The sequence below is a fragment of the Dethiosulfatarculus sandiegensis genome (genome assembly GCF_000931935.2).
GTDB classification, from domain to species: domain Bacteria; phylum Desulfobacterota; class Desulfarculia; order Desulfarculales; family Desulfarculaceae; genus Dethiosulfatarculus; species Dethiosulfatarculus sandiegensis.
In genome coordinates this window covers 36,743-50,955 of the sequence record NZ_AZAC01000016.1, presented here as the reverse complement: position 1 = coordinate 50,955, position 14,213 = coordinate 36,743, and the positions used below count along the sequence as shown (strand labels likewise).

At 49.4% G+C, this 14,213-nt stretch carries 13 protein-coding genes; 6 read left to right on the top strand and 7 right to left on the bottom strand.

Annotated features, from left to right (window positions below; genetic code table 11):
* Positions 1 to 323: 323 nt before the first annotated feature.
* From X474_RS12620 to X474_RS12605, 4 genes are all read right to left on the bottom strand, one after another.
* Entirely contained in the window at positions 324 to 788 is a 465-nt protein-coding gene (locus X474_RS12620) for a hypothetical protein (protein ID WP_044349360.1), read from the bottom strand.
* 209 nt (positions 789 to 997) lie between these two features.
* Positions 998 to 1,915 (bottom strand): hypothetical protein, encoded by a 918-nt coding sequence (locus X474_RS12615; RefSeq protein ID WP_044349358.1) that lies wholly within the window; start codon positions 1,913 to 1,915, stop codon positions 998 to 1,000.
* A 38-nt stretch (positions 1,916 to 1,953) separates the two neighbouring features.
* Positions 1,954 to 2,781 (bottom strand): ATP-dependent sacrificial sulfur transferase LarE, encoded by an 828-nt coding sequence (gene larE, locus X474_RS12610; RefSeq protein WP_197282085.1) that lies wholly within the window; start codon positions 2,779 to 2,781, stop codon positions 1,954 to 1,956.
* A 10-nt stretch (positions 2,782 to 2,791) separates the two neighbouring features.
* Entirely contained in the window at positions 2,792 to 3,385 is a 594-nt protein-coding gene (locus X474_RS12605) for a CBS domain-containing protein (protein ID WP_044349356.1), read from the bottom strand.
* Positions 3,386 to 4,016: 631 nt separating this feature from the next.
* Between X474_RS12605 and X474_RS12600 the strand changes: the two genes are divergently transcribed.
* Positions 4,017 to 4,529 carry an RlpA-like double-psi beta-barrel domain-containing protein gene (locus tag X474_RS12600; RefSeq protein ID WP_044349354.1) on the top strand — a complete coding sequence of 171 codons (513 nt, stop codon included), beginning with the start codon at positions 4,017 to 4,019 and terminating at the stop codon, positions 4,527 to 4,529.
* A 20-nt stretch (positions 4,530 to 4,549) separates the two neighbouring features.
* Here the strand turns inward: X474_RS12600 and X474_RS12595 are convergent, their stop codons facing one another.
* The 3 genes from X474_RS12595 to X474_RS12585 form a co-directional block, all read right to left on the bottom strand.
* On the bottom strand, positions 4,550 to 5,299 hold the full coding sequence (locus X474_RS12595) for a hypothetical protein (protein WP_052515163.1): 750 nt from the start codon (positions 5,297 to 5,299) through the stop codon (positions 4,550 to 4,552).
* Positions 5,300 to 5,414: 115 nt separating this feature from the next.
* A complete protein-coding gene (locus X474_RS12590) occupies positions 5,415 to 6,320 on the bottom strand; it encodes an AraC family transcriptional regulator (protein ID WP_044349353.1) in 906 nt (301 codons plus the stop codon).
* Positions 6,321 to 6,511: 191 nt separating this feature from the next.
* Positions 6,512 to 7,330 carry a flavodoxin family protein gene (locus X474_RS12585; protein WP_082464339.1) on the bottom strand — a complete coding sequence of 273 codons (819 nt, stop codon included), beginning with the start codon at positions 7,328 to 7,330 and terminating at the stop codon, positions 6,512 to 6,514.
* Positions 7,331 to 7,511: 181 nt separating this feature from the next.
* On the opposite strand from X474_RS12585, the gene X474_RS12580 reads away from it, so the two are divergent.
* From X474_RS12580 to X474_RS12560, 5 genes are all read left to right on the top strand, one after another.
* The gene (locus X474_RS12580; protein WP_044349351.1) at positions 7,512 to 8,444 is read left to right on the top strand and encodes an NAD-dependent epimerase/dehydratase family protein; all 933 of its coding nucleotides are present in this window, start codon (positions 7,512 to 7,514) and stop codon (positions 8,442 to 8,444) included.
* A gap of 461 nt (positions 8,445 to 8,905) precedes the next feature.
* A complete protein-coding gene (locus tag X474_RS12575) occupies positions 8,906 to 9,784 on the top strand; it encodes a helix-turn-helix domain-containing protein (RefSeq protein ID WP_197282084.1) in 879 nt (292 codons plus the stop codon).
* A 337-nt stretch (positions 9,785 to 10,121) separates the two neighbouring features.
* Complete coding sequence (locus X474_RS12570; protein WP_197282083.1) at positions 10,122 to 12,005, top strand: TonB-dependent receptor; 1,884 nt, start codon at positions 10,122 to 10,124, stop codon at positions 12,003 to 12,005.
* A 20-nt stretch (positions 12,006 to 12,025) separates the two neighbouring features.
* A complete protein-coding gene (locus X474_RS12565) occupies positions 12,026 to 13,045 on the top strand; it encodes a class I SAM-dependent methyltransferase (RefSeq protein ID WP_044349347.1) in 1,020 nt (339 codons plus the stop codon).
* 223 nt (positions 13,046 to 13,268) lie between these two features.
* Positions 13,269 to 14,207 carry a carbon-nitrogen hydrolase family protein gene (locus X474_RS12560; RefSeq protein ID WP_044349345.1) on the top strand — a complete coding sequence of 313 codons (939 nt, stop codon included), beginning with the start codon at positions 13,269 to 13,271 and terminating at the stop codon, positions 14,205 to 14,207.
* Positions 14,208 to 14,213 lie beyond the last annotated feature (6 nt).

Here is a 14,213-nt window from a genome sequence, read left to right as displayed (position 1 = left end):
AACGGATACATCCATGAAAAGAGAATAAAAAAGGAGTGGCGCCCCTAAAATCGGAGATTTTGGGGACCCCGAATGAACACCCCTAAAATCGGAGATTTTGGGGACCCCGAATGAACACCCCTAAAATCGGAGATTTTGGGGACCCCGGGGGAGAGGGTCCGTCGAATTGTAGACTTTTCATAAGGCGTGTGATTCTAATCAGTTGACAAAGCCCAAGAGTATTTTATCAGCAAATAAAAGCAGACCAGGTTTTTACCTGGTCCGCCCCTTTTTTCCCGACTGGTCGATTGGCCGCGAACAAATTGGGCAAACGGGTATTGCGACTATTTTTTCAGCAAGTCTTTTGCCCCTTTGCTGGTGGCCTCCCACCAGGGGTCTTGCCGGCTTTGTTTGGCCGGGGCCTTGGCAGGCTGTTTAACCTGAGGAGCGGCTGCTTCCGGTTTGGTCTGAGGCAGCCCTGCCTGGGGTTTGGTTTGAGGCACTTTGGCTGCGTCCCTTTTCTGGGGAACAGGCGAAGGATTGGCTCCTGGTCCCATAGCCGCCCTTAAAGACTCAAAATGAACCTGATGTTCAGGCTTGAAGGTCATGCGCTGCAATACCGACTGCTGATTGGCCTTCTCTTTTAATCCTGTAAGGGAGAGTTGATCATCCAGCAGAAAGAGTTCGGCCATTTCTCCGGAAAGCCTCACTGCGTAATAATTTTTGTAAGTGACATTGGAAGAGGTGTGGCCCGTGCCTATGCGGCCTTTTTTTTCCTCCAGATAGATTCCTTCCTGCAGTGAAGTCATGGAACCAGCTCCTTTGCTTGCAAACAAAAAATGCAAGGCCTCTTGATCTCAGGCGGTCTTCGGAAAACCAAAAACGCTTTTGAACAGAGCCTTACTGTAATTGTAAACAACCTGATTTTGGCTGGCAATTCTTTTACTTGAAAGAAAGATGGCGGGTAGGTTCAAACGGCCTGTCAACTCAAGGCAGGTTGACAGGCCGTTTTGCATCATTAATCGGAAGAGCCGAAGATTCCTTTGAGCATCTTCATGCCCTGCTTAAGGGTCTCGTCGGCGTCATCGCCACCTTGGTCGGAAGTCTCGGCCTCAGACTGGGATTCAGGATCCCGGTTTTTAGCGGCGGAGGGATTGAACAGTGCGCCCAGCCCACCTGCTGCTCCGGCCTGGCCGTTTTTGCCGAATTCAGGGTCTTTCAGCATGTCGATCCAGTTACGCGCCATTTCGCGCATCTTTTGGTCGGCCTGTTTGTCAAAGCGAACCTTAATGCCGCCGGGGACTTTAAAGGCATTGCCGGGCATTGAGACGTTGGTCTTGATGTTTGTGGCCTCTTCGTTGATAGAAACCCCCATGATGGAGCCTGTAACCTTAAGCGGTATGGCCGCCTTGGTCCAGCTGTAGCTGGTGAAGCCCATAACCGTCACGATATCAACAGGCTTGCCTTTATAAGTGCCCTTTTTAACCTCCGGTTTGCCGCCTCCGGTTAGACCGGAAGCAATGCTTGCCCCCATATGCTCCGCATTTTTACGAACGGTTTTCTGCTCGGCAGGGTTCAACTTATCGTATTCCTGGGCCATGTAATACATGGGGTTGCCCGTCTCGGTCGCCTCTTTTTTGATCAAATCCACATGGATGACGGTCTTGGTCTTGGTGATATCGATCTTTTTTTCCTTGTTGGTCATGCCAAAGACCTTGGTAACCGCGTCCGTATGCTTGGCTCTGAGATCACCCTTTAAGTAAAGCTTGGCAGCGCCGTTACTGGAGCCACTCATTTTATAATCAATGATCGCGCTCTTAAAAGGAATCTTCTTAAGTAAAAAAGGATTCTCGGCAGCGCCGGCCCCTGTCGCCCAGGCCATGCCCAGGCATAAGGCCAAGCCCGCCGTCAGCATCTTCTTTCCAAACAGTCTCATCTCTCTCCCCTTTCCCAAAATCACCCTTTAAGGGTTTATCACTTCGTATCCGCTCCGCCGTTTCGGTAACCTTTCAGGTCCAGGCAGGCATATGAATAGCCTGCTTCCAGAACAGCCGTAACAACCTCTTGACGTATGCCTTTTTGCATAACCCGTGCCATTATATCTGGATTAAACTCCAGCCGGGCAATGGGAAAATGATCCCTGACCCGTATCTGACCGTATCCCAAAATCTTCCTGAGCCCGTGCTCAGCCTCGGCGATGCGCTTAAGCAGCTCAGGGTTTAAGGGGGTGCCTGCAGGCACCCTGGAAGCCAGGCAGGCCCCGGAAGGCGCATCAGCCGTGGCCAGGCCCAGGGATCTCCCCAGAATACGGATATCTTCCTTGCCAATACCCGCATCAGCCAAGGGGGTTACCCCGCCCAGCTCGTCCAAGGCCTTTTTCCCCGGCCGCCTTTCAAAGGCATCATCGGCCTGACTGCCTTCCAAGACCACACCCAGGTCTTTTTCTCGTGCAAAATTCAAAAGATATTTTAAACGCAGGCGTTTGCAAAAATAACACCTGTCATTGGGATTGGCTTGAATATCAGGGTCGCCGAGTTCTTGGGCGTCCACCTCCCAAAGCTTTACGCCCAGTTCATCAGCCACCTTGCGGGCGTCATCCATCTCCCATTGGGGGGTGAAGGCCCCGCTGAAAATCAGGGCCTGGGCGTTTTTTCCGAGCGCCTCTTTGGCTGCGGCGAGCAATACTGAAGAATCAGCCCCCCCGGAAAAGGAGACCAAAACCCTTTGCCTGGCTTTTAAGCCTGTTATCAGTTTTTGCCATTTAGCTTTAAGTTCCTGATCCGCTTCCCTGGTCAACGACAATGCAATCCTCTTATTTTAATATGGAAATTCCGATTCGCCTTAGCGCCTGTTTTACAGGTTGCAAATCAGTATCAGGCAAGCGCACGGAGTATACTCTCTTCCCCTGCTCGCTTGATACAAGGGCCACACTGATCACTTCCACCCCAACCTCGACCAGCAGATGATGAACATCTTCCCAAGAAACGTTCTGGGGATCAAAAGACAGATCCAGCCTGACACTATCCTCAAAAAGCCCCAAAAGATCCACAAACAATTGTAGTATATCGGCGAGTGTCAGTATTCCCACCAGGCGATTTCCCTGAGTCACCAGCAGACCGGTCATTTTATGATGATAAAGTAAACGCGCCGCCTCATACACTGAATCTTCAGCGTCAATAACCAGTGGATTTGCGGTCATCACATCAGCCACCACCAGGTCATCAAGCAGAGAAGGAAACCAGGCGGTGCTCAGCTGCACGTCTGTGACCATCCCCTTTAGTTCGCCCTCTTCCAGCACTGGCAAATGCCTGATCACGTTTTTACGCATTATCCCCAATGCCTGATCAACAGATACCAAGGACGAAACGCTAATGGGGTTCTTGGTCATACGGTCTTTAACCTGCACGCATGCTGCTCCTTGGCTTGGAATTAACTTTTTCTTGTTATCCCCCTTAGTTAATGATTGCCCTTTTCTGCACAGCCAAGCAAGCAAGATTTACACTTTAAATATCATTATTCTGACGATATTTAGGAAATATTCATTAAGTCTTAATAAGCTCAAGCAGAACCTTGCCTTTTCCTTACGGAAAATGAACTTTTGAGACGCAAGGATACAATTTAAGCCGACAAACTCCAACTAAAATTTTAAGTTATCTAATACACTGGGCAAAGTCTGAATTCAAAAGCAAGAAAGTGTAACCTTTTTAAAACTCAAACCTACTGAATTGAAGAAACTAATCCCGCACAGGCGAAACCTTGACTTGCCTGGCACGAAAATGGCTATCAGTTTTAACATGGCCCCGAGACCCGATCAATCTTGTCGGGCTTCTAACGCTTGGCAGACTTATTTTCCCGGTATTGGGTTACAATATGAAAAGATGCCCGGGTCTTCTCCTTAGCCACAATCCTTGAGAAGTTAAACCGGGTGTGCTGGCTAAGGGGGGGACATAAGCCGCCGAAAAGCAAGGGCGGGTTTTAACTAAAGCCAGCTTTCGACGGCTTGGGTCAGCCGTAGTTTATAACGGCGAGGTGACCAGATGACAGGCAAGGCAGAGACAATACCGCCCAGTTTGAGCCGCAGGTTTTTCCCAGCGGCCCTGACAGTGGCAGCCATATTTTTTGCTTCACCGGCTGGTGACCAGATAGAGATGTTACGCCTCAACCAGGCAAGATTGACCAACAGCATAAGGTATGTTTCCGGCAAGCTTAACCAGGTTGGTAAAAAACTGGCTCTTTTAAGAGACTCGAGCGCTTTTGCCAAGGTGACGATCACTGCTTATCACCCTGTTAAGGAACAATGCGACGAAACCCCCTGGGTTACAGCCAGCGGAGCCCCTTCCCGGCCCGGCCGGACCATGGCCGTGAGCCGTTTTCTCAAAAAACGCCTGAACCTGAAATGGGGAGACCTGGCAGTTGTGCCCCAAAGGGGGCTTTATGTGGTCCAGGATCTCATGAGCGCCCGTTTTTGGGACGATCGGGTGGATCTCATGATTCCCATCGGAGCACCCGGATTCAAGGAATCAAAAGACGTCGTATTCCTGCGTCAATAAAGCGTGGTCCCCTCTCAACCCTACACCTTTGCCTCCGGGCAGGCCTCTTCACATCTGCGGCAAAACCTTATGGCCTTGCCTTTACCACTGTTTTTTTTAATGTTCTTTTGCATTTGTAAATGGCACAGCTCTCTTTTGTATCCGCTTTGGGGTCCACTGTGTGAGCTGTCTCCTGCCTTCCGGGTAAAGGCCTTTTCAGGACAGGCTTTGAGGCAGGGGGCAGGACAACCGGGACAGGGATTGTAATCAGTGGCAGGGCTCGTGACGAATTCAGATTTCAAAGCCAAGGCGCGCAAACGGTGAGCCGCTCCCAGGCCGGGGATCAGAAGCAGATTGTTTAAACCAATCACCCCCAAACCAGCCAAAACGGCTGCGTCCTTAAGGTAAAGGCCGCCCTTTTCCGGATAATAAGGAACATCAAAGGAATTAATACCAAACCCCATAAGCCACTGACCGAGCTTTTGATTAATGGTGATCAATATCTTATTACCCCTGGTGCCCCCTCTGACACCCTCTTCCCAATAATCCAGCTGTGGCTCGTCTTTGGGATGAGCCACAGCCAGGATTAAAAGAGACAGAGCTTTATTCCGCCAATGGGGAGCAGCCTTTTTATCAGGCCCCACACTGCCTAAATCCAGATCGGCCAGGGCCTTTTCCCTTACATATTGTGAAGACGAAGTCTCAAGCATATCCTCAACAGAGACCACCCCCGCGGCAAAGGCTCCCAAATCCAAAGCCTTGGCAACCAGTTCCTTAGTGTCAGGCGACATAAGCGCCTCCTGCCCCTGAAGAAAATCTAAAGTATTTTATCAATAAGGACCTTGTAACAGACGAATTATAGGATCGGACAGCCACCTGCCCGATCCTATACAATAATTTTAAACCCTATTTAGGCTCCAGGGGAACCTGCAATTCAATACGCAGGTCCTTGGGCGGCACCTGGTCGGGATCATCAAGATAAACCTCAACGCAAGGCCCGGGCTTGATCTCCCTGCCCTGGGTTGGCAGCCATTTGCCGACCAACCTGCCGAATCCCTCGGGAATCAACTCCAGGGGACCGGTCTGCAGATATAGCGCATAGTCTCCTTCCGGTATTTCCTGCACTCCTATCTCTTCTTCGGGCGCAATTTCCAGTCCCACGGTTATGCAGGCGTCATAGCGCAATTTTTCAATAGGGGTTATCTCGGGATCATCGTGACTAAGACCGATAAACAAGGTTTCCGGGGTCAGGAAACCTTTGGATTCGGCCCATTTGCAGAGTTTTTCCCAGGCAGGCTGGCATTTATGGTAAGGCCCCACATGCCTTACAAAAGCAACCCGTCTGGCCGGTATCTTCATGATTTTGGCATCCATTTCATCTCCCTTATATAAAATAGGTTCAAAACCCGTTAAATGACCCAGCGGGTTGTAATAAAGTTCGGCTGGGATATATCTGGGAAAAATCGCGCCCCGCCAGGCGCGCCAACGGGAAGGTGTTATCTTGAACATTCCATAAAAAGCGCGGCTGAATGACTCCAGGGTTTCATAGCCCGCCTGAAAGGCTATTTCAGTTACGGAAAAATCAGGTGTGCGCCTTAAATAAAATGCAGCCCTTTCCAGGCGCAGACGCCGCACATGCTGCCTCACGGTTTCTCCCACCATGCCCTTGAAAATCCGGTGGAAATGAAAAGGGGAAAAACAGGCGACCCGGGCCAGCTCATCCAGGTCCGGATCTTCTTCCAAATTTTCCTGGATATGGATGAGAACCCGCAACATCCTTGCGGCATAGTCTCTTTTAGTCGCATCCCTCATGTGCTATACCCCTGATGAGTTAATAACCTGATCCCAACTATAGCTCCGCCTTTTTGGGGATGCTTGACTATTTTTGCGAAATATGAACAGCGTAAGAAAAGGCTGGAGGTAAGTGCACAACAGCGCCTGCCCTTTTGAGCTGTAAAAGGGACGGGAGATTTAACTTATTTAGGGATAAGGCAAAAAATAGTCTACAGGGGCCAGCGTCCGGCCTCTATACAGCGCTCCCAATACTTGTTGGTCTGACGCACAAGCTGTTCGGCGCTAAATTGGTTCATTGCCACCGCGTCCAGATCCTCTTTATCAAATGAACCCTTCCTAACCAGATCCTGCCCCGCCCTTTGGGCCGCTCCTTTAATAATGCCAACTGTCTTGGGGAACAGTTCTTCCATGGAAAGCAGATAACTGGTGGGGCGCAACAGGCCGCCCACAAATCTTGTCTGCCAATTCCGGCAAATAAGCTCCACATGCTTGACCAGGCCCTGGAAATTATCCATTTCCTGAAAACCGGCGACACTCAAGAGCACCACCTCCGGCATTTTTTCGTAACGCCTTTGATGTCGGCAGTGGCCGTTTTTTATTTCAAACTGTGGTTTAAAAAGAGGAATGCTGCGATCCATAAAGGCCTTCATCTGGGCGGTCATGCCGTCAAGATAAACCGGAGTGGCCAGGATGAGGTAATCCGCCTTGCGCATTTTCCGCAAAAGATCGGGTGCATCGTCTTTATGCACGCAAACCCCTTTTGTTTTCACCCAGCAGGAATAACACCCCAGGCAGGGAGCTATCTTTTTTTTCTGCAAAAACACCTTTTCCACCAGAGCGCCTTGGTCTTCTGCACCCTTGAGGAAAAAATCAAGGAGAATATTGGTCATGCCCCTTTTCATGGTGGGGCTTCCGTTCAGGGCCAGAATGCGCATCACAGCCTCCTTGATCAGGACGTTTAAGGGAGTAGTCTGCGTGAACCCGGCCATAATGCCACAGCAATCCAGGCTCTGACAACTTTTTCCCATGGTTTTAATGGCGCTATCTTAGATACACGAGAGCCTGGTTTTTGGTATGCCGACACCAAGGCGTAGAATAGAATGGGGGTGGCAATGCAGATTATTCTCAAGTAAACAAGAATAATTCCAAGGGGGACCGCCTCCTGAATAATTACGCAATACCTTTAGATTCTTAATGTTGAGGAAGCAAATGAAGATATTGGTGACCGGAGGAGCCGGGTTTATTGCCAGTCATGTGACAGACGCCTATCTGGCTGCCGGGCATGACGTGGTGGTGCTGGATAATCTGTATACCGGAAAACTGGAAAACCTTAATCCGGGATGCCGATTTATCGAAATGGATATAAGGGATCGGTCCCTGGAAAAATTCATGGCCCTGGAAAAATTCGATGTGGTCAACCACCATGCCGCCCAGGTCTCTGTACCGGCTTCTGTGCAAGATCCGGTGCAGGATCTTGAAGTAAACGGCCAGGGCACCTTGAACCTGATGCAGTCCTCAGCCAAGGCCGGGGTTGGCAGGTTTATTTTCATCTCTTCCGGCGGGGCGATTTATGGCGAACAGGAGGTCCTGCCGATTAAAGAGGAGACCTGGCCCAAGCCCGAATCTCCCTATGCGGTTCACAAAATGCTCGGCGAGACCTATTTACCCTTTTTCCGGGATAACTATGGCATGGAGTATGTGGTCCTGCGTTATGCCAATATCTACGGCCCCCGTCAGGCCCCCCATGCCGAAGCCGGAGTTGTGGCCATCTTCACCGAAGCCCTTTTGGCAAAAAAAGACTGCACTGTATATCGCTTTGAAGAGCAACCCAAGGGTATGGTCAGGGATTACCTCTATGTGGGTGATGCAGCCCGGGCCAATCTGCTCGCTTTGGAAAAGGGTCAGGGTCAGACCGTGAACCTGGGCACCGAAGTAGCCACCCACACCCTGGATCTTTTGCGGGCCGTGGGCAAGGCCTGCGGTGTCAAGCCGGTCGAACAGTTCGGCCCTGCCCGCAAGGGAGATCTCAAACGGTCTTTATTGGAATGCTCCCTGGCCCAAAAGGCCCTGGGATGGCAGGCAGAGACTGATTTGGATAAAGGCCTTGAAATGACTGTGCAATGGTATCGCAATAAAGCCTGACCCAATATTTAAACATTGTAAACCAGGGCCTGATGGGATTTCCTGTCAGGCCATTTTAGGTGAGGTTTGTGCGAACCCCTTTTTCAAGACCCTGTTCTTACGACTTTTCAAACCACCCGATTGAATTAACAGCCTAAAACAAGCCAAGGCGCCTAAACCTTCAGCCAAGTTCAAAACCTGAATCAGTAAAAGTACGATTTACTCAATAGCATTATCTTTTCATCAATATTCAATGTTTCTATATATTGTTTGACAAGCCTAACAATTAGAATTATTTTAACAACCGTTTTCCTTTTTTAATTTTCCGGTGGTGTTCCGGCCCTAAGAGCAAAGTGCTCTTGCCTCTTACAAAGAGCGGATACAAAAAAACATTTACCAAAAGGCAAGCCATAAAAATGCAACTTCCTCCTTTTAAGTGGGAGCCAAACCTGGGTGCCCACCAGATTAAGGTTCCACAAGAGATGGGTAATGGAAGCATTAAGCTGTTCAGCCTGAATTGCGGCATGCAATTGGTTGTCATGGATTACAGGCTGCGAAAAACCACTGTTCTGGAATACGCGCCCCCGTTTAATTCGCTGGGGGTGGAGTTCTGCCTTTCGGGCCTTATTGAGGCGCATCTCTCCAGCATCAAAGACGCCCTAACCGCTCAACCGGGACAGAGTTCACTTCATTATTCCCCGGATAATGATTCTTTTTCGGAAGTTGTTTTTCCTGAACGGGTGCTGAGACTGGGCATCATGCTGGAACACGAGCAGCTGAGCACCTTTATAGGGGAAAACGGCGACTCACTGCCTATTAAATTTCAGGGTAACCACCAAACTCTGAGCCGCTATGATGGTCTAATTTCACCCCAAATGCATAACGTCATTCAACAGGTGCTGAGATGTCCCTTTCAGGGGATGACCCGCAATCTTTTTTTGGAGAGTAAAACTCTGGAGCTGATGGCCTATGTAATGGAGCAGGTCGTGCACCAGGACAACCGCCGAGTGGGCTCTCCCTCTCCCAAACCCAACGATGTTGAACGGGTCCGGCATGCCGCACTACTTTTGGCCGATGATCTGGAAAAAACGCCCGACCTCAATGAACTGGCCAAATCTGTGGGCATGTGCCGCAGTAAGCTTCACCATTGTTTTCGCATGGTCCATGGGGTCACGCCTTTTGATTACCTACGCAGCCATCGTTTGGAAGCCGCCATGCATTACTTGGCTGAAGGTGAAATGAATATTACCGAAGTAGCCTATAAAGTGGGATATTCCAGCTCCAGCTACTTTACCAAGGCCTTTAAAAAGCACTTCGGCCTTCCACCCAGTCAATGCAAAAAAGTGTCTTTGCACCATTAACAGACGATAGTGCCAAAAAAACAGAGCCAATTGCCAGCATCAATACCAGCCATGTGATGTATTGACTCCCCGTAATCATATTTTTTTTGTTTTCGCGCATTGCTCCTTATGGCGATATGCGGAACCGGAAAAGATTTTACTAGAAGGGGATGATTAAATGAAATATTCACTTAAACCGCTGATGGTGTTGGCGATGGCAGTTCTTTTGCTTTTTGCAAACATAGCCCTCTCAGCAGCCCAAGGCAAAAAGAATGCAAAACCAAACAACAAACAACATCGACTACAATCGGTAACAATCACAGCTCAAAAAACCGAGGAACTGGCCCAAGAAGTACCTATGAGCGTGTCTGTGTTTGGGGAAAAAGATATTGAAGACATGGGAGTGGAATCGGTCCTTGATTTGGCCAATTTTGTTCCCAACCTGATGATTTTCGCAAACGGCGTTAGCGGGACAAACTCCCCTTCCATGCGCGGCATACATGCCTTTGTGGAATCCCTCACTGTATCCAACGGCTTGTTTGTAGACGGTATACCCATTTTGTCGCCCATTGGCCTTGAAGACGGATTGCTAGACATTGAAAGGGTGGAGGTGCTTAGGGGGCCTCAGGGAACCTTGTACGGAAGAAACACCGAAACCGGGGTCATTAATATCATAACCAAAAAGCCTGGAAATGATTTTCAGGGCAAAGCTTCCGCGGAATTGGGGACCGACCAAAAAAGGCAGTTGACCCTTAACCTCAGCGGCCCCATAAAAAAAGACAGGCTTTTCTTTGGTGTATCCGGAAAATTCTATGAAAAGGAAGGTTTTATTGACAACACCTTCCTTGATGAGCCAGCCAATGACAAAAAACATTGGTATGGAAAGCTCCACCTTCGCTGGGTGCCGGTGGATGCCTTAGATATCTCTTTGATCTCATCCGCGTTGAAGTACGACGAAGGCGCCAATGTTATGGGCTTGGGGGCAGCTGGCGCGGCTGCCTATGGTCTACCCGCACCAATAGACGGAAAAGTGGCCTCTGATTATCCGGGAAAGAACACCTCAAAGTCTGTTTCCAATGCACTTAATATATCCTATGATTTCGGCAATTCGCTCAAGCTTACCTCCATTACCACTAGAAGGGTGTACAACGATGAAGGCAGATGGGATTATGACTTTAATCCCGTAAAGTTTATGCACACCACAAAGACCAATGAATACACCAGCTACTCTCAGGAGCTACGCCTTAATTCATCCGGCGACAGGCTGAAATGGCTGGTGGGACTTTATTACGACAATCACCACAATGACGTAAACACCACTCTGAACTCGGTTATTCCCTCCATGGTTTCGACAAACGACCGTGATTTTGATGGGGACTCAATGGCCTTTTTTGGCCAGGCAAGTTACCCAATCCTGACCCGTTTGACCCTGGTCGCGGGATTGCGCTATGAAAAACAGGACAAAGAGTTCGAGGATCACATACTAGTAAGAAAGGCCGACAATTCCTGGGACGATTTTGCACCCAAGCTGGCCCTGGAATATTCATTCACACCTGATGTCATGGCTTATGCCAGCGTTTCAAAGGGATACCGTTCAGGTGGGTTCAACACCTATGCAACTGATCCCCAATACACCAAATATGACGAAGAAAAACTATGGTCCTATGAAATTGGTCTGAAGAGCGAGCTCTTAGACAAAAGGCTCATACTTAATGCATCTGTCTTCTACATGAACATAGAAGACATGCAGGTAAATGAATCTGTAACGCCTTATGAAGCCTTCCTGACCAATGCGGGCAAAGCCTCGGCCACAGGCGGCGAGCTGGAAATGAGGGCGCAACTCTTCCAAGGGCTCTCCCTGATCGCCAACTTTGGTTACTGCGACATTAAATTTGACGAATTCAAAGACGCCCTGGGCGACTACCAAGGCAACAGAAACCCATATGCGCCTGATTACAATTACAACCTCGGCGCTCAGTACAGGGCTTCCTGCGGTATTTTTGCACGAGTGGACCTGATAGGTTACGGAAAAATGTATTTTGACAAGACCAACACCTATTCAAGGGAGGCCTTTGAAATTGTAAACGCGAAAATCGGTTATGAAATGGAGAACTTCGATATCTACCTTTACGGCAAAAACGTCTTTGACCAAGAATACAATTCGTATGGGTATTTCGATGGCTTCTACACCCTTTACAGCGAGCCCGCAGAATTCGGCCTGAGACTGACTTACCGGTTCTAGCAGGATGTGGTGAAAGCAAAATGAAAATGCTCCCGGATATCAACCTTAGAGACCATTCTTCATACAGGATTATCAACGGCAGGGTGCGGGCGCAGGTGCTTCTCACGGGTATTGAACTCTTTATTTTTGATTATCTCCGCACCGCGAAATCAGCCCCTGAAATAGCAGAAAAGCTTCATTCTCATGAGGCAAACACAAGGCTTTCGCTTGATGGACTCACCGCTTTGGGCTTGCTTGAAAAAAATAACGGGCAGTATAAAAACTCTGCCGAGGCCGAAATATCCCTCACCAGCAACAGCCCTGCCTATGTAGGTGAAATGCTTTTAATGATGAACAATTTCACTGCCCCGGCCATAAAGGACATGACCGGATTGGTGAAAGACGGGCCTCTGCCCGTGCAAACGGATATGGGAGATCAGTCGATCTGGGTGGAGTACGCCCGCACCATGGCCAATTACCAACGTTGTGGCATAGCCAGAGGAATTGCAGGCATCGTCGCAAAGGTAGAGGGTTTTTCCTCTTTTCAAAAGATGCTTGACTTGGGAGGGGGCTCGGGAATTTTTTCCATTGCCTTATTGGCCGAGCATCCAAGCATGAAAGGCGTTATTTTTGACCAGCCCGCAGTGATTGAGATGGCGGAAGAGTTTATTGCCGAATATGAGATGCAAGAGCGCTTAACCGTAATGGGAGGTGACTACGCCACTGATCCCTTGGGCCGGGATTACGATCTGATCTGGGCCAGTGCCACGCTTAATTTTGTGCGCGACGATCTGCCCCGGATGATGCAAAAAATCTTAAAGGCTTTAAAGCCTGGCGGCGTTTTTATAAGCTTTGCCGATGGAGCCACCCATGAACGGACCCGTCCGTCCATGTTTATCCTGGAAAACCTGATCTATGGCTTGAACGGGACAGACACCATGTTCGACCAGGGGGAAATAGCGGAAGCCATGCGCGAAGCCGGTTTTACATCAGTAGTGAGCCGCACCATAGAGACTCCCATGGTGCGGATGGATATGGATATCGCCAGAAAAACAGACTGATCAGACAAAAGGGTCGGGACTCCCTTTTTAATCCTCACTTTAGTTAGGGGGTCCCTTGACCCATCATCTTCGCGACCAGCCATAGGCCTTGCAGGATTTTTCTGTCGGGCCTTTTTTAGTATTTTTATAAAGCCAGATGCACTAAACTCTGGCTGCGAACAGCTTGCAAAATACACTGCAAGACACTCGCATCTTTTTTCAGTGTCCCCAAAAGGAGTGCCCCATGAAAGCCGCAGTGGTTCAGGCAGCGCCGGTTTGGCTTAACCCCAAGGCAACCACAGCCAAAATCATCTCACTAATGAAGGAAGCAGCGGAAAACCAGGCGCAGATCTGTGTTTTTGGGGAGACATTTTTATCCGGCTACCCTGCCTGGGTTGAATTCACCGGTGGGGCGGTTTTTGATGACCCCCTGCAGAAAAAAGCCTATGCCATGTACCTGGCATCCGCTGTTCGGGCCGATGGCCCAGAGATCAGGGCCATTGCCCAAAAAGCCGCTCAACTGGGTATTTTTATTTACCTGGGAGTGCAGGAGCTGAGCAACTCAACAGGCACTGTATATTGCAGCCTGGCGGCAATTGATCCTGACCAGGGACTTGTAAGCATGCACAGAAAACTGATGCCCACCTACGAGGAACGGCTGGTCTGGGGGATTGGCGACGGCAACGGGCTTAGAGTCCACCAATTCAAAAATATCCGCATAGGCGGGTTGAACTGCTGGGAAAACTGGATGCCTCTGGCCAGGACTGCCCTTTATGCGCAAGGGGAACAGGTGCATGTCTCTGTTTGGCCGGGAAGCCCAAGGCTCACCAAGGACATCACCCGCTTTGTGGCCCAGGAAGGCAGAGTATATGTATTGGCTGCCGGTGGATTACTCTATGATAAGGATATTCCCGATAATTTCCCTTTTAAAGATGAAATGATTAAAAACCCCGGATTCCACAGAACCGGCGGCTCGGTTATCGTGAGCCCGGAGGGGAAAATCCTGGGCCACGCGGAAGAAGGCAAGGAATGTATTATTTATGCGGACCTGGATATGGAAAAGGTCGGGCAGGCCAGGCAGAACTTTGATCCCACGGGGCATTACAGCAGGCCGGATGTTCTGAAACTTACGGTAAATTCCCAAAGACTCATGCCGATAAAATGGGAAAAAGAAAAAACTTGATCAAAA

Bases quoted from the DNA above. Each gene is read 5' to 3' on its own strand.
- X474_RS12620 (WP_044349360.1), bottom strand. From the start codon at position 788: ATGACTTCACTGCAGGAAGGAATCTATCTGGAGGAAAAAAAAGGCCGC.
- X474_RS12615 (WP_044349358.1), bottom strand. From the start codon at position 1,915: ATGAGACTGTTTGGAAAGAAGATGCTGACGGCGGGCTTGGCCTTATGC.
- X474_RS12600 (WP_044349354.1), top strand. From the start codon at position 4,017: ATGACAGGCAAGGCAGAGACAATACCGCCCAGTTTGAGCCGCAGGTTT.
- X474_RS12595 (WP_052515163.1), bottom strand. From the start codon at position 5,299: ATGTCGCCTGACACTAAGGAACTGGTTGCCAAGGCTTTGGATTTGGGA.
- X474_RS12590 (WP_044349353.1), bottom strand. From the start codon at position 6,320: ATGAGGGATGCGACTAAAAGAGACTATGCCGCAAGGATGTTGCGGGTT.
- X474_RS12585 (WP_082464339.1), bottom strand. From the start codon at position 7,330: ATGGGAAAAAGTTGTCAGAGCCTGGATTGCTGTGGCATTATGGCCGGG.
- X474_RS12580 (WP_044349351.1), top strand. From the start codon at position 7,512: ATGAAGATATTGGTGACCGGAGGAGCCGGGTTTATTGCCAGTCATGTG.
- X474_RS12575 (WP_197282084.1), top strand. From the start codon at position 8,906: ATGGGTAATGGAAGCATTAAGCTGTTCAGCCTGAATTGCGGCATGCAA.
- X474_RS12570 (WP_197282083.1), top strand. From the start codon at position 10,122: ATGAGCGTGTCTGTGTTTGGGGAAAAAGATATTGAAGACATGGGAGTG.
- X474_RS12565 (WP_044349347.1), top strand. From the start codon at position 12,026: ATGAAAATGCTCCCGGATATCAACCTTAGAGACCATTCTTCATACAGG.
- X474_RS12560 (WP_044349345.1), top strand. From the start codon at position 13,269: ATGAAAGCCGCAGTGGTTCAGGCAGCGCCGGTTTGGCTTAACCCCAAG.